The sequence below is a fragment of the Streptomyces albiflavescens genome, from assembly GCF_014645835.1.
GTDB classification, from domain to species: Bacteria; Actinomycetota; Actinomycetes; order Streptomycetales; family Streptomycetaceae; genus Streptomyces; species Streptomyces albiflavescens.
The window spans coordinates 96,343-116,305 of the sequence record NZ_BMMM01000026.1 but is presented as its reverse complement, the minus strand read 5'-3'; the positions used below and the strand labels follow the sequence as shown (position 1 = coordinate 116,305).

Below are 19,963 nucleotides of genomic sequence, written 5' to 3'. Positions count from 1 at the left end.
ACGGCCCCGAGGCCCAGAACCGCGCGGAGGTCCTAGGTCCCCCGACCGACGCCCAAGCGCGGCGAAATCCCGATGCAAGGACCGTAATCCGGTTGAGAGCATGACACCCATGCTCCGAGCCGCCGAAGACGACACCCGTATATCCGTACGCACCGCCCCGCCCATGTGGATGGTGGTCGCACTCGCCTGCGCCGGCCAGTTCCTGGTCGTACTGGACGTGTCCGTGGTCAACGTCGCGCTGCCGTCGATGCGCACCGACCTCGCCCTGAGCGCACCAGGACTCCAGTGGGTGGTGAACGCGTACTCGATCGCCTTCGCCGGATTCATGCTGCTCGGCGGCCGGGCCGGTGATCTGTACGGCCGCAAGCGGATGTTCCTGGTGGGGCTCGCGCTGTTCACGCTGGCCTCACTCGGCGGCGGACTCGCCCAACAGGGCTGGCAACTGCTGGTCGCGCGGGCCCTTCAGGGACTGGGCGCCGCCGTACTCGCGCCCTCGACCCTGACGATCCTCACCTCGGCCGTCCCGGAGGGCGCCGCACGCGCGCGTGCCATCGCGACGTGGACCGCCGTCGGTGCCGGGGGCGGCGCGGCCGGCGGCCTGGTCGGCGGGCTGCTGGTCGACGGCCTGTCGTGGCGGTGGGTGCTGCTCATCAACGTGCCCATCGGCGCGGTGGTGCTGGCCTGGTCCGCCCGTCGGCTGGTGGAGAGCCGGGCCGGAGACGGCCGCCGCCTCGACCTGCCGGGCGCGCTGCTGGTGACGGCGGGGCTCGCGACACTGGCCTACGGGATCGTGCAGACGGAGGCCGAGGGGTGGACGGCGGCGGTGACGTTGGTGCCGCTGTGCGCCGGCCTCGCCCTGGTCGGACTCTTCCTCCTCGTCGAGGCACGGACGAAGAGCCCTCTGATGCCGCTGAAACTGCTGCGCCTGCGGGCGGTGTCGTCGGCGAACGCGGCCATGTTCATCTGCGGCTCCGCGATGTTCTGCATGTGGTTCTTCATGACGCTGTACGCGCAGAACGTGCTCGGCTACTCGCCACTGGGCGCCGGGCTCGCGCTGGTGCCGAGTTCGCTCGCGGTGGTCCTGGGCTCGAAGCTGGCACCGCGCTTCATGCCGGTGGTCGGCGCGCGCAATGTGGCGGCCCTCGGCACACTGGTGGCCGCGGCGGGCTTCGGCTGGCAGTCGATGTTGACGGCGGACGGCTCGTACCTGACGGCGATCATGTTCCCGGGGATCCTGATGATGGCGGGCGCGGGCCTGGCCGCGACACCGCTCGCCGCGCTCGCGACCTCGGGGGCGGCACCACGGGACGCCGGCTTGGTGTCCGGGCTGGTCAACACCTCGCGCACGATGGGCGGTTCGCTCGGACTGGCGATCATGTCGACGATCGCCGCGGCCCGCACGGGGGACAGTGCGTCGGGGGAGGCCCTGACGGCCGGGTACGCGCTGGCGTTCCGGACAAGCGGGATCCTGCTGCTCGGCGGGACGGTGCTGATGCTGGTGTGGCTGCCGCGAAAGACATCCGGGATCTCCCGGGGCTGAGGCGACGAGCAATCCCGGGGTCGAGCGAATCCCGGGCCGAGGCGAATTCCGGGGCCGAGGCGACGAGGAAATTCCGGGGCCGAGGCAACGAAATCTGATCCTCGTGGACTCCTTTAGACATCTAGGAGGTGCCCATGGGGGATCGGAAGCAGGCTCGGGACGAGGAGTTCCAGAGCTTTGTCATCGGCCGCTGGCCTCGGCTGATGCGTACGGCATTTCTCCTCACGGGGGAGCAGCACGCGGCGGAGGACCTGGTCCAGACGACGCTGGAGCAGGTGTACGTGGCCTGGCGCCGGGTCGGCGCGGCGGATGACCCGGAGGCCTATGTACGGCGCGTGATGATCAACGCCCATGCCCGCAAACACCGCAGAAGGCTCAAGGAGTTCCTCGCGCCGAAGGACGACTCGGGCCTCACGCACGAGCTGCCCGACAGCGGTGACCGGATCGCCCAGGCCGACGACCGCAGCGCGCTGCTGATGGCGCTGGCCCAACTGCCCGCGCGACAGCGCGAAGCGGTGGTCCTTCGCTACTGGGAGGACCTGAGCGAGAGCCAGGCGGCGGAGGCGATGGGCTGTTCGGTGGGCGCGGTGAAGAGCAACGCGGCCAAGGGGATCGCGAAGCTCCGCGCCATACCGGGCCTGGCCGACATGGTGACGCACGGAGGGCGGAAGTGATGAGCGCGGACCGGGAGACGAACCACGACATGGCGACACACAGGGACATCGCCCTTCTGCTGGCCGAGGCCGCGGACGAGGTGGAGATCGGTATAGCCCCCTACCAGGCGGTGGTCCGTGGCGGCCGGCGCCGCAAGACCCGCCGCTGGGCGGTCGCGAGCGCCGCGGCACTGGTGATCGCCGGTTCGACGGGGGCGCTGGCGCTGGCCAGGACGACGGACGATGGCGGGGACCGGGTCGCGCCGGTCGCCACCCAGCCGCCGACGGCCGAGGAGCGGCATGTGTACGAGCCGCAGCGGAGCACCGTGGCGAGGGGCGTCGACCACGGCAAGGAATGGTTCGTCACCATTGACGTCTGGGGGGCGCCGAAGAACGCGGTGGAGGCGCAGAACCAACGGAATGCGATGAGCGAATACGGGGTCACGCCCACCGGAACGCGCGTCGCCTCGGATCTCATCGGCAAGGGCTGGGTGTTCGGCCACCTGCTCGTGGGCGACGGCCCCCCGACCACGGTGCTGGACGGAGCGGTCGAGAAGGGCGACTCCCTGTCGGGCAAGGACATCGAGGCTTTCGCGATGCCGCTGGAATCCGGCAACTCCCATACGGCCGGCGCATCCCATCGGCTCGTGATCGGCAAGGTCGCGCCGACCGCACAGCAGGTCACCTGCACCTGGAACGACGGCACGACGATCAAGGCCGAGAGGCCTGCGCCGGGCACGGGCCTCACCGGGGGCATCGAGGATCTGATCCGCCCGGTGGACGGCTCCCAGCCCGACTGGTTCGTGTGCCTGGGGGCGGAGGGCAAGAGCTTCAAGTCGGTGAAGGTGACGAAGTGAGGTAGGGGGAGCGGGGTCCGGCCTCGCGGCCGGGCCCGGCTGTCCGTGTCCCCCAGCTACAACCACCCCTGCTGGCGGGCCTCCCGCATCGCCTCCATGCGGTTGCGGGTGCCCGTCTTGCCGATGGCGGAGGAGAGGTAGTTGCGGACGGTCGACTCGGAGAGGTGGAGCTTGGCGGCGATGTCGGCGACGGTGGCACCGTCGACGGAAGCCTTCAGTACGTCGCACTCGCGGGCGGTGAGCGGATTGGGCCCGGCGCTCAGCGCCGCCGCGGCGAGCGCCGGGTCGATGACCGTCTCCCCGGTCAGCACCCGCCGGATCGACTCGGCCAGATCCTCCACGGGCCCGTCCTTGACGAGGAACCCCGCGGCGCCCGCCTCCATGGCCCGCCGCAGATACCCGGGCCGCCCGAAGGTGGTGAGGATCAGCACCCGGCAGTCGGGCGCCTGTTCGCGCAGTTCGGCGGCGGCGTCCAGCCCGCTCATCCCCGGCAGCTCGATGTCCAGCAGCGCCACATCCGGCCGGTGCGTCAAGGCCGCGTCCACGATCGCGTCCCCCGCGGACACCTGCGCGACCACCTCGATGTCCGCCTCCATCCCGAGCAGCAGAGCGAGCGCGCCCCGCATCATTCCCTGATCCTCGGCAAGCAGGACACGAATGGACTTGGCGGGCCGGTGGTCTTGGGGCATCTCGTTCACGGGGCAAGGGTAGGGCGCGGGGCGGGCTCCGGTGCCGGTGCGGTACGTCGGCGCTCAGGCCGATACCTCCGACACCTCCGTCAAGTCCGCCGAATCCACCGCATCCACCGGAAGCTCGGCCCTCACCCGGAACCCCCCGCGCGAAGCCGTTCCCGCCTCCAGTGAGCCGCCTGCCGTGGCCAGGCGTTCGGTGAGGCCCTTGAGGCCGGTGCCGCCGATGCCCTCCACGGGCTCCGCGGGGGAGGTACCGGTGCCGTTGTCGGTGATGGTCAGGCGGACCCGGTCGGGGGTGCCGTCGACGGTGATGTCGCAGCGGGTCGCGGCGCTGTGACGCAGGACGTTGGTGACGGCCTCGCGGAGCACCCAGCCCAGCAGGGCCTCGGTCTGGGGGACGAGGGGCGGACCGGACTGCCGTACGACCGGTTCGACGCCCGTCGCGGACAGCGCCGAACGGGCGCGGTCAAGTTCCGTGGCGAGGCTGCCCTCGCGGTAGCCGGTGACCGCCTCGCGGATCTCCGTGAGGGCCTGGCGGCCGACCGACTCGATGTCGGTGACCTGGACGAGGGCCGCGTCCAGGTCACGGTGGGCCAGTCTGCGGGCCGCCTCCGACTTCACCACGATGACGGAGAGCGTGTGGCCCAGCAGGTCGTGCAGATCGCGGGAGAAGCGCATGCGCTCCTTCTCCACGGCGCGGCGCGCCAGCTCCTCGCGGGCGGAGCGCAGTTCGCGTACGGCCTCGGAGAGGGAGAGGATCGCGGCCGTCACCATCGTCGACAGGAAGGTGCCGTACGCGACGTTCACCGCGTCCCAGCCCGCCCGGAAGACGGAGACCACGGCCGCCAGCGTGGTCAGGCCGAGGCTGATCTGACCGAGCCACGGCCCTCGCAGGACGGCCCCGGTGGCGAGCCCCAGCAGCGGGAAGAAATACAGCCAGCTGCCGCCGTACCCGATGGCCAGCCCGCAGGTGAGCAGGCCCATCAGGATGAGCGCCACGCGGGTGGAGCGGGCCTCGCGCGTCTCCCTCGTGAAGACGCGGAACGTCACATAGATGTACAGGGAGTTGAAGGCGAACAGGCCGATGCCGCCGATCCAGGGCTGTGGGGTCTTGCCCTGGAAGAGGTTGGAGAAGGCGCCCATGCCCATGAGCAGCCACGGCAGCAGCGCGAAGCCGGTGGGCGGCGGGCCGGGATTCTCGGGCATCTTCCCGCCGTTCTTGCGGGCGGCCCGCTGCTCGGCCTTGAAGCGTTCCATGTCGGCCTTCCAGCGCGTTCGTTCCGCCCGCCACTGGCTCACCTGGCAGGTGACCCCTCGGATCCAGGACATCTCCCACTCCCCCTGGCTCAGACGGTCCGTGCGGACCGACGGTACGAGAACACAGCGTACGAACCGAACGCCAGCAGCCAGGCCGTCAGCACCGCCATCGCGCCGAGACCCGGAGCGTGGCCGTCCGCGACCGACACGCCGAGCTGCGCGAAGCGGTTCGTGGGGGTGTACGCCGACAGGGAGCGCAGCCAGCCGGGGAACAGGGCGAGCGGGAACCACAGGCCGCCGATCACCGAGAGCCCCAGGTTGCACACCATGTTGGCGACACCCGTCGTCTGCGCGGTCAGCCGGTAGCCGTTGCCGAGGCCCAGCAGTGTGAACGGTATCGAGCCGAGCCACAGCAGCACCGCGATCGCCGCCCACTGCCAGACGTCCATCCGTACGCCGTTGACCAGTCCGCCCGCCGCCAGTACCGCGGTGATCGCGGGCAGCACGGTCACCGAGCCGGTCAGCGCCCGCCCCAGCACCACTTCGCGCGGTGTCATCGGTGTCACCCGAAGCTGCCGCAGCCAGCCGATCACCTTGTCCTCGGCGACTCCGCCGCCGGTGTTCAGGGCCGAGCCCACCGCGCCGTACGCGGCCATGCCGACCATCGAGGCGGTCTTCCACTCGCCGTCATCGCCGCCGCCGAGGTTGGTGAAGAGGAGGTACATCATCACCGGCATCGCGATGCCGCCGATCACGAAGCCGGTGTCGCGCAGCGTCCGGCGCACTTCGAGCCGCAGGTAGTCCAGCATCACACCGTCTCCAGAACATCCGAGGGCGCACTCGAGGTGAGCGCCATGAAGGCTTCGTCGAGCGACGCGGGGACGACCTCCAGGCCGCGTATCGCCCCCTGTTCGGCCAGCGCGATCACTGTCGCGTCCGAGTCGTCCGTCCGCAGCCGGGCGCGGTCCCCGCGCACCTCCACGGAGACCACGCCGGGCAGGAGGGTCAGCCCCTCCGTGCCACGGCCTGCCAGGTCGAAGGAGACCAGATTGCCGCCCACCGACCGCTTCAGCTGCTCCCCGGTGCCGTCGGCGACGATGCGGCCGTGGTCGATGACGACGATCCGGTCGGCGTGCGCATCGGCCTCCTCCAGATAGTGCGTGGAGAAGAGGACCGTGTGGCCGCGCCGGGCATACGCCCGCATCGACTCCCAGAAGGCGTGCCGCGCCTCCACGTCCAGTGCGGCCGTCGGCTCGTCGAGCACGATCAGCGCGGGGTTCCCGGCCAGCGCCATCGCGAACCGCACCCGCTGCCCCTGACCGCCCGAAAGCCGGTCGACGCGCCGCCCGGCCAGCTCGGCGATGCCCGCGAGCTCCAGCGCGTCGGGCACCGGCAGCGGCGCCGGGTAGCGCCCGGCGACGAAGGAGATCAGCTCCTGGACGGTGACGCGCGGTACCGGCCGCGTCTCCTGCAGCATCGCGCCGACCTTGCCGGCGCGCACCGCCGTCTCCGGGGGGCCGCCGAAGAGCGCGACCGAGCCCTCGTCCGGCTCGTTCAGGCCCAGCAGCAACGAGATCGTCGTCGACTTCCCCGCTCCGTTGCGCCCCAGCAGCGCGACCGTCTCGCCGCGTGCTATCTCCAGATTCACCCCGGCCACGGCGCGTACGTCCCCGAAGCTCTTGACCGCCCCCGTGAAGGACACGGCGGACGGTGTCCCAGTCGTCTGTGTCATGGGTACGACGCTATGAGCAGGGCGCCCGGTCCGGCAGATGCACATGTCAGCGATCGGCCGGGACAAATGTCACGGCCCACGGATCTGACATGGTGTCAGTAGTCTTCACAAGTGCCGGGTGCTGGGCTATACAAGGGGTCGCCGGACTGGAACGCGTTCTAGAACGGGCGGGTTCCGCGGCCCAGTGTCGACCTCGGTGCGGCCGACGGTGCGGACGGCCGCACCGAGGTCTCAGGCCCTAGTGATCAGGAGCCCCATGCCCATTGACGCCGCCAAGGCCGTCGCCGCAGAGCCCCGGACCGGAGAGATCACCTGGAATCACAAGGACGTCCAGCTCTACCACCTGGGCCTGGGCGCGGGCGTTCCCGCGACCGACCCCGACGAGCTGCGCTACACCCTCGAATCCAGGCTGCACGTCCTGCCCAGCTTCGCCACCGTCGCGGGCTCCGGCTCACCCGGCGTGATCAGCGGCCTCTCCATGCCCGGCGTCGAGGTCGACCTCGCCCGCGTGCTGCACGGCGGCCAGACCGTCCGGCTGCACCGCCCCATCCCGGTCGAGGGCAAGGCGCTCGCCACCGGGCGCATCGCGGCCGTCTACGACAAGGGCAAGGCCGCGATCCTCGTCATGCGCACCGAAGTCGCCGACGCCGAGGGCCCGCTCTGGACCAACGACGCCCAGATCTTCGTACGGGGAGAAGGGGGTTGGGGAGGAGACCGGGGGCCGTCCACGCGCCTCGAACCGCCGACGGGCGAGCCCGACAGGACCGTCGAACGCCCGATCCGCGAGGACCAGGCCCTGCTGTACCGGCTCTCCGGCGACTGGAACCCGCTGCACGCCGACCCCGAGTTCGCCAAGCTCGCCGGGTTCGACCGGCCGATCCTGCACGGGCTGTGCACCTACGGCCTGACGCTCAAGGCGGTCGTCGACACCCTGCTCGACGGCGACGTGACCCGCGTCCGCTCGTACACCACACGCTTCGCCGGAGTCGTCTTCCCCGGCGAGACCCTGCGCATCCGGATGTGGCGGCGGGAGGACGGGGTCCAGGTGGCGGTGAGCGCGGTGGAGCGGGACGACGCGCCGGTGCTGGCCGACACGATCGTCGAACACACCTGAGCCCAGTACCAGCACTTCAGTACGTCCGAGGGGATCTTCCGAGGGGAGCCGCACCATGCGCGCAGCCGTACAGCACGAGATAGGCCAGGACAAACTCGAAGTACTCGACGACGTCGAGGCGGTGGGCTTCGGGCCCGGCAAGGTGAGGATCCGGGTGCGGGCCACCGGGCTGTGCCACTCGGACCTGTCCGCGATGAACGGCGTACTGCCGCAGCCCGCGCCGTTCGTGCCCGGCCACGAGGGCGCCGGCGAGATCACCGAAGTCGGCGACGGAGTCGGCCACTTGAAGCCCGGCGACCGGGTCGTCGTCTGCTGGCTGCCGGCCTGCGGCGTCTGTCCCGCCTGCAAGCGCGGGCAGACCGAACTGTGCCTGGCCGGGTTCATGAACGCGGGCACGCCCAACTTCAAGCGCCCCGGCGGCGATGTCTTCGGCTTCGCCGGCACCGGCACCTTCACCGAGGAGGTCGTCGTCGACGCGGGCTGCGCGGTCCCCATCCCCGACGACGTGCCCTTCGACATCGCGGCCCTCATCGGCTGCGGCGTCACCACCGGACTCGGCGCCGCCCTCAACACCGCCGACGTGGAGGCCGGTTCGTCGGTCGCCGTCATCGGCTGCGGCGGGGTCGGCATCTCCGCGATCCAGGGCGCGCGGCTCAAGGGCGCCGCCGAGATCGTCGCCGTCGACCCGGTCGCCTCGCGCCGCGAGGCCGCGCTCAGGTTCGGTGCGACCAAGGCGGTCTCACCGGACGAACTCGCCGACGCCAAGCAGTCGGTGACCGGCGGCGAGGGCTTCGACTACGTCTTCGAGGTCGTCGGCAAGTCCGCCACCGCCCGCACCGCCTACGACAACACCCGTCGCGGCGGCACGTTCGTCGTCGTCGGCGCGGGCGCCATGGACGACTTCCTCCAGCTCAACATGTTCGAGCTGTTCTTCGACGAGAAGCGGATCCTGCCTTCGATGTACGGCGGCGGGGACGTCCTGCGGTCGTACGAGCGCACGGTCGCCCTGTGGCGCGCGGGCCGTATCGACCTGGAGGGCCTGATCACCCACCGGGTGCCGCTCGCCGAGATCAACGAGGCCCTCGACCAGATGCGTACGGGCACCGCCCTGCGTACCTGCATCGAGATCTGATCCCACAACCGCTAAGGACCTTGATGTCACTGCCACTTGAAGGTCTCACCGCGATCGTGACCGGCGCGGGGCGCGGCCTCGGACGGGCCGAGGCGCTGGAACTCGGCCGTCTGGGCGCGGCCGTTGTCGTCAACGACTACGGGCAGCCCGGGCGGGACGGTTCCGGCGAGGCCTCGGCCACGCCCGCCGAGGAGGTCGCCGCGGAGATCCGCGCGGCGGGCGGCCGGGCCGTCGCCCACACCGGGGACGTCGCCGACCACGAACAGGCCCGCGAACTCGTCGAGTTGGCGGTCACCGAATTCGGGAAGCTCGATATCCTGGTCAACAACGCGGGCATCCTGCGCGACCGGATGATCTTCTCGATGACCGAGGGCGAGTGGGACTCGGTCGTCCGGGTGCACCTCAAAGGCCACTTCAACACGACCCACTTCGCGTCCGTGCACTGGCGGGCACGCTCCAAGGCGGCCGACGGGCCCGTGTACGGGCGGATCGTGAACACCTCGTCGGAGGCGTACCTCGCCGGTTCGGCGGGGCAGCCCAACTATGCCGCGGCGAAGGGCGGAATCGTCGGGCTGACGACCTCGACCGCGCTGGCGCTCGCGAAGTACGGGGTGACGGCGAACGTCATCTGCCCGCGGGCGCGGACCCGTATGACGGAGGACGTGTTCGCCGGATTCGGGCAGCCGGAGGAGGGACTCGATCCGCTCGCGCCCGAGCATGTCGCCCCGCTCGTCGGCTACTTGGCCTCGCCCGCCGCCGCGCACGTCAACGGCCAGCTGCTCGTCGTGCACGGCGGCATGGTCGCGATCGTCGAACGCCCGCGGGTGGCCACCAAGTTCGACACCAAGCAGGACGTCTTCACGTACGACGAGCTGGACGCCCTGCTGACTCCGCACTACGCGGACCGCCCGAAGGGCGAGACGTTCGCGGCGGTGGAGGTGCTGGGGCTCAAGCACGAATAGCTTTTCGGAGCTTTCGGGTGTCGGCTACCGGCGTCTCGGACGCCGGGCGCCGGGCGCCGGACGCCGGGCGCCGGCAACCGGACGCCGACCACCGGACATGGGCTACCGGTGGCTACCGTTCCTTCGGGCGGCAGTGCACGGGCTCGCTCCCGCTCACTGCCCAGGAACGGTCGGTTCTCCCCTGGACAAGAGGGAGTCGACTCGACGGCGGGGGACTTGGACGTCGCCCACGCGTGGGGCCCGGGGGAGCCCCGCACGGAACGGCCCCGCTCGCCATGGCGCGAGCGGGGCCGTGTGCCGGGTTCGGCGTGCCGTCAGGCCGCGTTGTCCTGGTCGGACGGCTTGCGGTGGCGGCCGTGCGGGGTCGCCGCGTCGTCGTGGCCGGAGTTCGGGCCGCGGTGCCTGCCATGGCCTTCGGCCTCGGCCGTGGCCTCGTGGGAGTCGGCGCCCGGCGCATTCATCGTGCTGGTGTCGCTCATTGAAGTGTTCACCCCGTATGCAAGATCCTTCTTTTACAGCCGGGGGAGTCTAACTGGCGGTCATGGCGGGACTGTCGGTGGGTGAGCTTTCGTCGCCCTCCCTGCCCCGAACCTCACCCAAGCTCTCGGCTCCGCTCGAGCCGGGGAGACCCCCGTCGCTCCACGAGGCCGCTGCTCCCAGGCCCCCGCTGTCGGCCTTGAGGGCCTCGTCCTGGAACGCCGGACGGGCCAAGGGGCGCCGGACGGGGTGGAGTGTGTCGCCCGGGATGGGTGTCGGGATGGGTGTGGTGTGGTGCGCGGCCTGGTCTTCAAGCGCCGGACGGGCCTGGGGTACCCGGATGAACCTGCCCGGTTGTGGCTCTCGGCCCTTCAACCGCACCACCCGACCGGTCAGCGGGGCGTATTGGAGAGGGACCGGGCGGGCCGGTGGTCGTGACTCGGGGCCCTGGCCGGCGTCCCGGTCAAGGCCCCTTTCTTCCACCCCCGTGGGCGCTTCCACCCGTGCCACCCCGCACGGCACCGCCCCGGTCGCGTACGGGAGTTGGAGCACCCCCTCTCTGGTCCACAGGCCGGTGCCCGCCAACCAGCCCTCGGGGGCCGGGAGATGGTGGACGTGGCGTTCGGCGGGGCGCCAGATGCCCAGCCAGGTGCCCGCCGGGCCGTCGATGCGCAGGGCCACCGCGCAGGTCTCGGGGGTGAGCATCTGGCCCGGCTGGATCGCGAAGGGTGTCACCGCGCAGTCGGTCAGGCGCAGGCACTCCGGGAAGCGGATGGGCAGGGTGCTGCCGACGACGCCCCAGCCGAGGCGCTCGTGGCCCGGGGACGGGGCGTCGGAGCGGATGAGGAGGAGGCCGCTGTCGGCGTCCGCGAGGAGCAGACGGTCGTTGCTCTGCTCGGCGATCTGGAGGAACGGCGACATCTCGCCGCCGCGCTCCAGGTCGACGACCACCGTCTTGGTGCGGCCGTTCTGGTAGCGGTCCAGGGCGAGCAGGCGGCCGGTGCCGTCCAGCCACACCCCGCCCGAGCAGTGGCCCGGCACCTGGGCCAGGTGTTCGGGGCCGAACGCGCCGCCCGCCACCAGCCACACCGCCGTGGAGCCACGGCCCACGGCGAGGGCGTACGCGCGCTGCCCACCCGGTGCGGGCGGCAGCAGCCGCAGCCGGGTGCCCTCGTGGGGGCACTCCACCGCGCCGAGCGGCAGTTCGCCGGTGCCGGGCCCGGTCGGGTACAGCAGCGAGAAGACGTGCCGTCCGTCCGTCACCCGGTGGATCAGCACCCTTCCGTCGGTCAGCGGCTGCACCTCGGTGCCGGGTTCCTCCGGCTGGTGGGCGGGCAGCGGCACGGCGTACGGCTCGGGGCCGTCCAGCGTCCAGCGCTCCGGGTACCAGGAGTCGCCGGCCAGGGTGAGGCGCGCCGCGTATGTGCCGTCAGCGGTGATCACACAGGCGGGACGGGCGGTCCAGTCGTTCAGGTCGTCGTTCGCCTCATGGCGCGCGTCGTGGCTCTCGTCCTCGTTCTCTGCCATGGGCTCCGTCGCACAGGCCGTCATCGTTCGCTCACCTCCAGCGACGAAGCTAGTTTTCGCACGCACAGACGTGGCACCGACGGGCGGCGGCTTCACACATAAGGGTGGCCATGTCGGGATTCGCCTGAGGGAACGGGGGCGGATGTGCTGGACGGTGGTGGGGAGGCACGGGTGGGGGACCGGGCGGCGGAACCCGCGCGCCGCCGGGGCGCTGGTCGAGTGGCCCGCGACAGGTCGGACAGGGACGTAAGGCAGGTAGCCTTTCCCCGTGCCCCGTCTGTCTGAAGTCATCGCCGCGCTCGACTCCCTCTGGCCCCCGGAGAGGGCCGAGGACTGGGACGCGGTCGGCACCGTCTGCGGCGACCCCGACCAGGAGGTCACGCGCGTGCTGTTCGCCGTCGACCCGGTCCAGGACATCGTCGACGAAGCGGTCAAGCTGGGTGCGGATCTGCTGGTCACCCACCATCCGCTCTATCTGCGCGGTACGACGACGGTGGCGGCCACCAGCTTCAAGGGCCGCGTCGTGCACACCCTGATCAAGAACGACATCGCTCTGCACGTCGCGCACACCAACGCCGACCGCGCCGATCCGGGAGTCTCCGACGCCCTCGCGGGCGCACTGGACCTTCGTGTCGTACGCCCCCTCGTGCCGGACCCCACCGACCCGGACGGCCGCCGGGGTCTTGGCCGGGTCTGTGAGCTGGACCACCCGCTGACCGTCCGTGAACTCGCCGCGCGTGCCGCGGAGCGGCTGCCCGCCACCGCGCAGGGCATCCGGGTCGCGGGCGACCCCGAGGCGCTGGTACGGACCGTCGTGGTCAGCGGCGGCTCCGGCGACAGCCTCTTCGACGACGTGCGCGCCGCGGGCGCGGACGCCTTCCTCACCGCGGACCTGCGCCACCACCCGGCGTCCGAGGCCCGCGCCCACAGTCCTCTCGCGCTGCTCGACGCGGCGCACTGGGCCACCGAGTGGCCCTGGTGCGAGCTGGCCGCCGCCCAGCTCGACGAGATCTCCGACCGTCATGGATGGGGCCTGCGGGTCCACGTCTCGAAGACGGTCACCGACCCCTGGACCGCCCACGCGGCCTCTCACACCGACACATCAGGAGCCCCCAACTGAACGCCGCGCCCGCCGACCAGATCCGACTCCTCGACGTCCAGGCCCTCGACGTACGCCTCCAGCAGCTGGCGCACAAGCGGAGGTCGCTGCCCGAGCACGCCGAGATCGAGTCGCTGAACAAGGACCTCACACAGCTGCGCGACCTGCTCGTCGCCGCGCAGACCGAGGAGAGCGACTGCGCCCGCGAGCAGACCAAGGCGGAGCAGGACGTCGACCAGGTGCGCCAGCGTGCCGTCCGCGACCAGAAGCGCCTCGACTCCGGTGCCGTGTCGTCCCCCAAGGACCTGGAGAACCTCCAGCGCGAGATCACCTCCCTCGCCAAGCGTCAGGGTGACCTGGAGGACGTCGTCCTGGAGGTCATGGAGCGCCGCGAGTCCGCCCAGGAGCGCGTCGCCGAGCTGACCGAGCGTGTCTCCTCCGTCCAGTCGAAGATCGACGACGCGACCTCGCGCCGGGACGCCGCCTTCGAGTCCCTCGACGGTGAGACCGCGACGGTGACCAAGGAGCGCGAGGTCATCGCCGGCACGATCCCCGCCGACCTGCTCAAGCTCTACGACAAGCTGCGCGAGCAGCAGGGTGGCGTCGGCGCGGCCCGGCTCTACCAGCGCCGCTGCGAGGGCTGCCGCCTGGAGCTCAACATCACCGAGGTCAACGAGGTGAAGGCGGCCTCCCCGGACACCGTGCTGCGCTGCGAGAACTGCCGTCGCATCCTGGTGCGTACGTCCGAGTCCGGTCTGTAAGTAAGTCGGTAGACCTGCGGGTCTGCGAGAAGTCTGTAAGGGGCTTGACGCGTGCGGGAGTTCATCGTCGAGGCCGACGGCGGTTCCCGGGGCAACCCGGGGCCCGCGGGCTACGGCTCCGTGGTCATCGACGCGGCCACCGGGGAGACGCTGGTGGAGCGCGCCGAGTACATCGGCATCGCCACCAACAACGTCGCGGAGTACCGGGGGCTGGTGACGGGCCTGCGCGCGGCCCGCGAACTGGACCCGACCGCCGCGGTACGGGTCCGTATGGACTCCAAGCTCGTCGTCGAGCAGATGTCCGGCCGCTGGAAGATCAAGCACCCGGACATGAAGCCGCTGGCCGCCGAGGCCGCGCGGATCTTCCCGCCCGAGCAGGTCACCTACGAGTGGATCCCGCGCGAGCGGAACAAGCACGCCGACCGGCTCGCCAACGAGGCGATGGACGCGGGACGGCGGGGCGAGCAGTGGTCGCCGTCGGCGTCCACGGCGGAACTGGACGCGCGTGCGGCCCGCTCTGCGGCGCCCGAGCCGTCGGGTCCGCCCGGGGACGCGGCGGCGGGTGCGGCGAAGGCACGGGCGGCACTGGCAGCGGCGACGGGTTCGGGTGCGCCCCGTGAGGGGCGCGGGGAACCGCGCGACCAGACCGCGACGGCCCGCGGTCTGACGACTCCCGGGTCCACCCCGTCACCCGGCGGCGGAGCCGCACAGGCCGAAAGCGACATGAGGGCCGCGCAGAACGTGGCCGCCACCGCACCGACCGTCGGCTGGGGCGCAGCCCCCGACATGGGCGCCCCCGCCACCTTCGTACTCCTGCGCCACGGCGAGACCCTCCTGACCCCGCAGAAGCGGTTCTCGGGCAGCGGCGGCAGCGACCCGTCGCTGTCGGACGTGGGCCGGGAACAGGCCGAGCGGGTCGCCGCGGCGCTGGCCGCACGCGGCACGATCCAGGCGATCGTGGCGTCGCCGCTCACCCGGACCCGCGAGACCGCGGGCGCCGTCGCCGCCCGCCTCGGCCTCGACGTGGTCATCGAGGACGGGCTGCGCGAGACGGACTTCGGTGCCTGGGAGGGGCTGACGTTCGGCGAGGTGCGGGAGCGCTACCCCGACGACCTGAACGCCTGGCTCGCCTCGCCGAAGGCCGAACCGACCGGCGGCGGCGAGAGCTTCGCGGCGACCGCCCGTCGCATGGCCACCACCCGCGACAAGCTGATCGCCTCGTACGCCGGCCGCACCGTCCTGCTCGTCTCGCACGTCACCCCGATCAAGACCCTCGTACGCCTCGCCCTCGGCGCCCCGCCGGAGTCCCTGTTCCGTATGGAACTGTCCGCGGCCTCGCTCTCCGCGGTGGCGTACTACGCGGACGGCAACGCGAGCGTCCGGCTGTTCAACGACACGTCTCACCTGCGCTGATCACGTGCGCTGATCAGGCGAGCTGATCACGTGCGCTGGTCTTGAGTGCTGATCACGTGCGCTGGTCATGAGTGCTGATCACGTGCGCTGCGCGGCGCGCTTCCGCAGGATCTCCGCCGTCTCCCGGTCCGCCGGGAGGAACGCCTCCAGGTGGAGCTCGGCGAGCGTGACGTCCACTGCCGTCGCGAACGACGTCAGCGTGGTGAGCAGTCTCAACTCGCCCTCCGCGCAGCGCAGTCGCAGCGGTACGGCGAAGCCGAGGTAGTCCGCGCCGGGCGCGCTCGCCGGTACGTACTCCGCCAGCTCCTCGGTCAGCGCGTCGAGCCGGGGATCGGGGCTGCGGACGGCCCGGGCCCGCAGGTTCTCCACGATGTGCTGCCCCCACGCGTCCAGGTTCACCACCCGTGACGCCATCCCGCGCGGATGCAGCGCGAGGCGCAGTACGTTGACGGGCGGTGCGAGCAGTTCCGGGGCGACCCCCTCGGTGAGGACGTCGAACGCCTCGTTGGCCGCGACGAGTTCACCCCGTGGCCCCGCCACCACGGCCGGATAGGGCAGATGCCCTTCGAGAATGCTGTCCAGCGCCTCCCGTACGGGCTTCAGCGCGACCGCGTCGAGCGGTGACTCGGCGAACGCGGGCGCGTAACCGGCCGCCAGAAGCAGAGAGTTGCGCTCCCGCAGCGTCAGCTCCAACGACTCGGCAAGCCTGATCACGATCTCTCTGCCGGGCACCGAACGCCCACGCTCGATGAAGCTGACGTACCGCTGCGTCGTCCCCGCCCGCGAGGCGAGCTCCAGCTGACTGACCCGGCGCGCGGTGCGCCAGCGCAACAGCTCCCGGGCGAAGGGAGGGGGCTCGGTGGAGATGCTGGTGGTCATGGGATCAGTTGTACGTCACGGGTACGACATCGCGGTCTTTGCGACGTGGCCCGCGCCGGGACGACGGCCATCTCCGCGACGACAGTCGTCTCCAGGACATGGCACTCTCCGCGACGACAGTCGTCTCTACGACATCGCCGTCCTGGATCGCCGTCCCGGAGGAAGCGGCTTGCTTGCCCTGCGCCGGAGTCACCGCCTGGCACTCCCTGATGGGCGGCGAGCCCCTGGCCCCCGGCCAGACCGCGCTCACCCTGGGCACCGGCGCGCTGTCCCTCTTCGTGGTGCAGTTCGCCAAGATGCTGGGCGCCGAGGTCATCGCGACGACGTCGAGCGCCGCGAAGGCCGACCGTCTCAAGGCGCTCGGCGCGGACCACGTCGTCAACTACGCGGAGAACCCCGAATGGGGGTTGACGGTGAGGGAGTTGACGGGCGGTCGCGGTGCGGACCTCGTCGTCGAGACCAATGGCCCCGACACCATCGAGCAGTCGATGTGCGCCGCCGCGCTCTACGGCCAGATCGTGCTCCTGATCACCGGCAACCCGCGCAGGCCGGGCATCGAGATCTCCAACGCGGCGTACGCGGCGAGTCTGGCGACGATCCGCCGGGTGTTCGTCGGCAGCCGGGCGCACTTCGAGTCCATGAACCGGGCGCTGACGCTGCACGGGACGCGCCCGGTCATCGACCGCGTCTTCGGCTTCGACGAGGTCCACGAGGCCTTCCGCCACTACGAGAGCGGGGCGGCCTTCGGCAAGGTCGTCATCCGGGTGGCGGCCTGAGCGGCCGTCGTCCGAGCGGCGGCCTTGGGCAAGGTTGTCGTCCGAGTGGCCACTGCGCGGTCATGATCCGAGTGGCGAATGCTCGATCGTCATCCGAGTGGTGACGGCGCGGCCGTCATCCCAGTGGTGACCTGAGCGCCGCGGCCTCCCGCGCCAGGGCCTCGATCCGGCCCCAGTCCCGCCCGGCGACCGCGTCCTGCGGGAGCATCCAACTCCCGCCCACGCAGCCGACGTTGGGCAGCGCGAGGTACTCCGGCGCGGAGGCCGGACCGATGCCGCCCGTCGGGCAGAACCGCGCCTGCGGCAGCGGGCCCGCCAGCGACTTGAGATACGCCGTACCGCCCGCCGCCTGCGCCGGGAAGAACTTCATCTCGCGCACGCCCCGCTCCAGCAGCGCCACGACCTCCGACGTGGTGGACACCCCCGGCAGGAACGACACCCCGGACGCCTGCATGGCATCGAGCAGTCCGTCCGTCCAGCCCGGGCTGACCAGGAAGCGTGCGCCCGCCGCCACCGAGTCGGCCACCTGCTGCGGTGACAGGACCGTGCCCGCGCCGACCACCGCGTCCGGCACCTGGGCCGCGATCGCCCGGATCGCGTCCAGCGCGACCGGCGTCCGCAGCGTCACCTCGATCGCGGGCAGCCCACCCGCGACCAGCGCCCGCGCCAGGGGTACGGCGTCGGCGGCGTCCGTGACCACGACCACGGGGACCACGGGGGCGAGATCCAGTACGGAGGCAGGCGAAGGCGAGGGCAGTGGCGAAGTCATACGCCTCATCCTGCCCGGGGTGTGCAGCACGCGCAAAGGTCATTGCGCATGCTGCAATGCGCATCGATCGAGCGGCACTCGCAATCGATCGAGCGGCACTCGCAACCAATCGAGCGGCACTCGCAACCGATCGAGCGGCACTCGCAACCGATCGAGCCGCGCTCTCAGTGGATCTCCGTCACCACCACGTCCAGCGCCCACGGCCTGCCCGCCCTGCTGGGAGCCTCCGCCTCCACCACGTACCCGAGGTCCCGCAGCGCTTCCACCAGCTCGGCCGGGCCCTTCGGCGCGGCGCCCGCGCTGAGCAGGCTTCGTACGATCTTGCCCTTGGTCGCCTTGTTGAAGTGGCTGACGACGGAACGCTTCTCGACCCCGTTCACCATCTGGGAGTGCAGCACCCGCACGGTCGCCGTCCGCCCCGCGACCTCGCCCGTCGGCTTCCACGCCGACGCGTACGCCGAGGACCTCAGGTCCAGCACGAGCCCGCCGCCGGCGGCCTCCGGCAGCGCGGTGGCCATCGGCGCACGCCAGTGCGCGCCCAGCGCCCCGAGCCCGGGCAGCTTCACCCCCATCGAGCAGCGGTACGAGGGGATCCGGTCGGTCACCCGGACCGCGCCCCACAGCCCCGAGAACACGAGGAGCGAGCGCGCCGCCCGCCGCTTCGCCGCCGTGTCCAGGGAGGCCAGGTCCAGGGAGTCGTACAGGACGCCCGTGTAGATCTCCCCGGCCGAGCGGGCGCCCGCCGTCCGCAGGTCCACGTTCTTGGCGACCTCGCCGCGCAGGCCCTCGCTCAGTCCGAGCACCTCACGGGCCTTGTCCTCGTCGGCCGCGCACAGCTCGACCAGCTCGTCGAGGACCGCCTGGCGCGCCTCGGTAAGGCCCGGCAGGGACAGCGACTCCAGCTTCAGCGCGGTTCCCCGGCCGGAGGGCGCCTTGCCTTCGGAGGGCGGCAGCAGCACGAGCACGGTGTGGTTCTCCTAACGGCGGTGTGGCCCGGCGCCAGCCTAACAACGGCCAAAACAATGAGAGGGATCGCTCCTGACTGCCGTGTCCGGGGCGGGAGTCGAGCGTTCAGCCCGGGGTGGGGCCGTCGCTGGTCGATCGGGGCCGGGCCGGCTCGAAGCATCACTTGATCACGGACGGGCACGGCACCCCGCCGGCGGTCCTGCGGATGGGCGGCACTTGAGGGAGGGGGCAGGGGCGCGCGGGGTGCTGTGCGCTGAGCCTGTCCCTCGGAGTACTGGTATCGGTGAGATCTGGAACGCGACGATCCGGGTGGTGAGCATGGAGGCATGGCACATGTACTCGTCACGGGCGGAACCGGTTTTCTGGGTTCCCACACGATCGCGCAGCTCCTGACCGCCGGGCACACCGTCACGACCACGGTGCGGTCCGTGACACGGCGGCCCGACGTCGAGCGGATGCTCGCCGTGGCCGGGGCCCCGCACGCGGACGGTGTCTCCTATGTGGAGGCGGATCTGACGTCCGACCTCGGCTGGGACCGGGCCGTAGCGGGGGCCGACTACGTCCTGCACGTGGCCTCGCCGTTTCCCGGAGCGCAGCCGAAGAACGACGACGATGTGATCGTCCCGGCCCGGGACGGGGCCCTGCGGGTCTTGTGCGCCAGCCGGGACGCGGGCGTGCGGCGCACCGTGCTGACCTCCTCCTTCGCGGCGGTGGGGTACGGCCATGGCCGCACCGGGCGGACCTTCACCGAGGACGACTGGACGCAGACCGAAGGGCCGGGGGTGTCCGCGTATGTCAAGTCCAAGGCGGTTGCCGAACGGGCTGCCTGGGACTTCATCGAGGCCGAGGGCGGCGGCCTGGAGCTGACCGTGGTCAACCCCGTGGGAATCTTCGGCCCGGTCCTCGGGCCGGACTACGCCGCATCGATCCGCTTCGTCCACGCGATGCTGACCGGCGGGATGCGGGCCGCGCCGCCGATCTGGACCAACACGGTCGACGTACGCGACGCGGCCGACCTGCATCTACGTGCCATGGCCGCGCCCCACGCGGCGGGACAGCGGTACCTGGCGCTCGCGGGCGAGCCGATCTCCTTCCAGCACATCGCCCTCGCGTTGCGTGCCCGGCTCGGCGAGGCCGCCGTCAAGGCCCCCACGAAGTCGGCTCCGGCCTGGCTGGTGCGCCTGCTGGCCATGGTCAACCCCGCGCTGCGCGAGACGGTGCCGCAGCTGGGCGTGGTACGTCACGCCTCCCACGCGAAGGCCCGCAAGGAGCTGGACTGGTCCCCGCGCTCCAACGAGGACGCCGTCGTGGCCACCGCCGAGAGCCTGGTCCGCCTCGGGCTGCTGGGCGGCTAGCG

At 71.5% G+C, this 19,963-nt stretch carries 19 protein-coding genes and 2 pseudogenes; 12 read left to right on the top strand and 9 right to left on the bottom strand.

Annotated features, from left to right (window positions below):
- Positions 1–100 precede the first annotated feature (100 nt).
- The 3 genes from IEY95_RS44035 (at position 101) to IEY95_RS44025 (ending at position 3,050) form a co-directional block, all read left to right on the top strand.
- The gene (locus IEY95_RS44035; protein WP_189191908.1) at positions 101–1,540 is read left to right on the top strand and encodes an MFS transporter; all 1,440 of its coding nucleotides are present in this window, start codon (positions 101–103) and stop codon (positions 1,538–1,540) included.
- Between the two features lie 134 nt (positions 1,541–1,674).
- The gene (locus IEY95_RS44030) at positions 1,675–2,214 is read left to right on the top strand and encodes a SigE family RNA polymerase sigma factor (RefSeq protein ID WP_189191907.1); all 540 of its coding nucleotides are present in this window, start codon (positions 1,675–1,677) and stop codon (positions 2,212–2,214) included.
- Entirely contained in the window at positions 2,214–3,050 is an 837-nt protein-coding gene (locus IEY95_RS44025) for a hypothetical protein (RefSeq protein WP_189191906.1), read from the top strand. The genes IEY95_RS44030 and IEY95_RS44025 overlap by 1 nt, the downstream gene beginning before the upstream one ends.
- Positions 3,051–3,106: 56 nt before the next feature.
- Here IEY95_RS44025 and IEY95_RS44020 read toward each other — a convergent pair whose 3' ends face one another.
- From IEY95_RS44020 to IEY95_RS44005, 4 genes are all read right to left on the bottom strand, one after another.
- Positions 3,107–3,739, bottom strand: a complete 633-nt coding sequence (locus tag IEY95_RS44020; RefSeq protein ID WP_189191941.1) for a response regulator transcription factor — start codon at positions 3,737–3,739, stop codon at positions 3,107–3,109.
- A 63-nt stretch (positions 3,740–3,802) separates the two neighbouring features.
- Positions 3,803–5,071, bottom strand: a complete 1,269-nt coding sequence (locus IEY95_RS44015; protein ID WP_189191905.1) for a sensor histidine kinase — start codon at positions 5,069–5,071, stop codon at positions 3,803–3,805.
- Positions 5,072–5,088: 17 nt separating this feature from the next.
- Positions 5,089–5,808: an ABC transporter permease gene (locus tag IEY95_RS44010; protein WP_189191904.1), complete on the bottom strand. Its 720-nt coding sequence runs from the start codon at positions 5,806–5,808 to the stop codon at positions 5,089–5,091.
- A complete protein-coding gene (locus tag IEY95_RS44005) occupies positions 5,808–6,731 on the bottom strand; it encodes an ABC transporter ATP-binding protein (protein WP_189191903.1) in 924 nt (307 codons plus the stop codon). Before IEY95_RS44005 ends, IEY95_RS44010 begins: the two co-directional genes overlap by 1 nt.
- A 256-nt stretch (positions 6,732–6,987) precedes the next feature.
- On the opposite strand from IEY95_RS44005, the gene chsH3 reads away from it, so the two are divergent.
- From chsH3 to IEY95_RS43990, 3 genes are read left to right on the top strand one after another with little or no spacing between them, the layout of a single operon-like run.
- Positions 6,988–7,845 carry an enoyl-CoA hydratase ChsH3 gene (chsH3, locus tag IEY95_RS44000; RefSeq protein ID WP_189191902.1) on the top strand — a complete coding sequence of 286 codons (858 nt, stop codon included), beginning with the start codon at positions 6,988–6,990 and terminating at the stop codon, positions 7,843–7,845.
- A 55-nt stretch (positions 7,846–7,900) separates the two neighbouring features.
- Positions 7,901–8,977 (top strand): Zn-dependent alcohol dehydrogenase, encoded by a 1,077-nt coding sequence (locus IEY95_RS43995; RefSeq protein WP_189191901.1) that lies wholly within the window; start codon positions 7,901–7,903, stop codon positions 8,975–8,977.
- Positions 8,978–9,000: 23 nt separating this feature from the next.
- The gene (locus IEY95_RS43990; RefSeq protein WP_189191900.1) at positions 9,001–9,939 is read left to right on the top strand and encodes a 3-oxoacyl-ACP reductase; all 939 of its coding nucleotides are present in this window, start codon (positions 9,001–9,003) and stop codon (positions 9,937–9,939) included.
- 314 nt (positions 9,940–10,253) lie between these two features.
- Here IEY95_RS43990 and IEY95_RS43985 read toward each other — a convergent pair whose 3' ends face one another.
- Together IEY95_RS43985 and IEY95_RS43980 are read right to left on the bottom strand one after the other, a co-directional pair.
- Positions 10,254–10,418 (bottom strand): hypothetical protein, encoded by a 165-nt coding sequence (locus IEY95_RS43985; RefSeq protein ID WP_189191899.1) that lies wholly within the window; start codon positions 10,416–10,418, stop codon positions 10,254–10,256.
- 373 nt (positions 10,419–10,791) lie between these two features.
- Positions 10,792–11,967, bottom strand: a pseudogene (locus IEY95_RS43980) (hypothetical protein); the annotation flags it as partial.
- Positions 11,968–12,211: 244 nt separating this feature from the next.
- On the opposite strand from IEY95_RS43980, the gene IEY95_RS43975 reads away from it, so the two are divergent.
- From IEY95_RS43975 to IEY95_RS43965, 3 genes are read left to right on the top strand one after another with little or no spacing between them, the layout of a single operon-like run.
- Entirely contained in the window at positions 12,212–13,063 is an 852-nt protein-coding gene (locus tag IEY95_RS43975) for a Nif3-like dinuclear metal center hexameric protein (RefSeq protein WP_189191898.1), read from the top strand.
- Positions 13,060–13,803, top strand: coding sequence for a zinc ribbon domain-containing protein (locus IEY95_RS43970; protein WP_189191940.1), 744 nt, complete (start codon positions 13,060–13,062; stop codon positions 13,801–13,803). Before IEY95_RS43975 ends, IEY95_RS43970 begins: the two co-directional genes overlap by 4 nt.
- A 51-nt stretch (positions 13,804–13,854) precedes the next feature.
- Complete coding sequence (locus IEY95_RS43965; RefSeq protein WP_189191897.1) at positions 13,855–15,216, top strand: bifunctional RNase H/acid phosphatase; 1,362 nt, start codon at positions 13,855–13,857, stop codon at positions 15,214–15,216.
- A 78-nt stretch (positions 15,217–15,294) separates the two neighbouring features.
- On the opposite strand, the gene IEY95_RS43960 is transcribed toward IEY95_RS43965, so the two are convergent.
- Positions 15,295–16,095 (bottom strand): helix-turn-helix domain-containing protein, encoded by an 801-nt coding sequence (locus tag IEY95_RS43960; protein WP_189191896.1) that lies wholly within the window; start codon positions 16,093–16,095, stop codon positions 15,295–15,297.
- Positions 16,096–16,268: 173 nt separating this feature from the next.
- On the opposite strand from IEY95_RS43960, the gene IEY95_RS43955 reads away from it, so the two are divergent.
- Positions 16,269–16,871 carry a zinc-dependent alcohol dehydrogenase family protein gene (locus IEY95_RS43955; protein ID WP_229703788.1) on the top strand — a complete coding sequence of 201 codons (603 nt, stop codon included), beginning with the start codon at positions 16,269–16,271 and terminating at the stop codon, positions 16,869–16,871.
- A gap of 115 nt (positions 16,872–16,986) precedes the next feature.
- On the opposite strand, the gene eda is transcribed toward IEY95_RS43955, so the two are convergent.
- Together eda and yaaA are read right to left on the bottom strand one after the other, a co-directional pair.
- Positions 16,987–17,640 carry a bifunctional 4-hydroxy-2-oxoglutarate aldolase/2-dehydro-3-deoxy-phosphogluconate aldolase gene (eda, locus tag IEY95_RS43950; RefSeq protein WP_189191894.1) on the bottom strand — a complete coding sequence of 218 codons (654 nt, stop codon included), beginning with the start codon at positions 17,638–17,640 and terminating at the stop codon, positions 16,987–16,989.
- A 164-nt stretch (positions 17,641–17,804) separates the two neighbouring features.
- A complete protein-coding gene (gene yaaA / locus IEY95_RS43945) occupies positions 17,805–18,605 on the bottom strand; it encodes a peroxide stress protein YaaA (protein WP_189191893.1) in 801 nt (266 codons plus the stop codon).
- A 116-nt stretch (positions 18,606–18,721) separates the two neighbouring features.
- Here yaaA and IEY95_RS43940 point away from each other — a divergent pair.
- Positions 18,722–18,820, top strand: a pseudogene (locus IEY95_RS43940) (IS5/IS1182 family transposase); the annotation flags it as partial.
- A gap of 112 nt (positions 18,821–18,932) precedes the next feature.
- Complete coding sequence (locus IEY95_RS43935; protein ID WP_189191892.1) at positions 18,933–19,961, top strand: NAD-dependent epimerase/dehydratase family protein; 1,029 nt, start codon at positions 18,933–18,935, stop codon at positions 19,959–19,961.
- Positions 19,962–19,963 lie beyond the last annotated feature (2 nt).

Coding starts and splice junctions, on each gene's coding strand:
- IEY95_RS44020 (WP_189191941.1), bottom strand. CDS start 3,739: ATGCCCCAAGACCACCGGCCCGCCAAGTCCATTCGTGTCCTGCTTGCC.
- IEY95_RS44015 (WP_189191905.1), bottom strand. CDS start 5,071: ATGTCCTGGATCCGAGGGGTCACCTGCCAGGTGAGCCAGTGGCGGGCG.
- IEY95_RS44025 (WP_189191906.1), top strand. CDS start 2,214: ATGAGCGCGGACCGGGAGACGAACCACGACATGGCGACACACAGGGAC.
- eda (WP_189191894.1), bottom strand. CDS start 17,640: ATGACTTCGCCACTGCCCTCGCCTTCGCCTGCCTCCGTACTGGATCTC.
- IEY95_RS43995 (WP_189191901.1), top strand. CDS start 7,901: ATGCGCGCAGCCGTACAGCACGAGATAGGCCAGGACAAACTCGAAGTA.
- IEY95_RS43990 (WP_189191900.1), top strand. CDS start 9,001: ATGTCACTGCCACTTGAAGGTCTCACCGCGATCGTGACCGGCGCGGGG.
- IEY95_RS44010 (WP_189191904.1), bottom strand. CDS start 5,808: ATGCTGGACTACCTGCGGCTCGAAGTGCGCCGGACGCTGCGCGACACC.
- IEY95_RS44005 (WP_189191903.1), bottom strand. CDS start 6,731: ATGACACAGACGACTGGGACACCGTCCGCCGTGTCCTTCACGGGGGCG.
- IEY95_RS44030 (WP_189191907.1), top strand. CDS start 1,675: ATGGGGGATCGGAAGCAGGCTCGGGACGAGGAGTTCCAGAGCTTTGTC.
- IEY95_RS43985 (WP_189191899.1), bottom strand. CDS start 10,418: ATGAGCGACACCAGCACGATGAATGCGCCGGGCGCCGACTCCCACGAG.
- IEY95_RS44035 (WP_189191908.1), top strand. CDS start 101: ATGACACCCATGCTCCGAGCCGCCGAAGACGACACCCGTATATCCGTA.
- IEY95_RS43935 (WP_189191892.1), top strand. CDS start 18,933: ATGGCACATGTACTCGTCACGGGCGGAACCGGTTTTCTGGGTTCCCAC.
- chsH3 (WP_189191902.1), top strand. CDS start 6,988: ATGCCCATTGACGCCGCCAAGGCCGTCGCCGCAGAGCCCCGGACCGGA.
- IEY95_RS43960 (WP_189191896.1), bottom strand. CDS start 16,095: ATGACCACCAGCATCTCCACCGAGCCCCCTCCCTTCGCCCGGGAGCTG.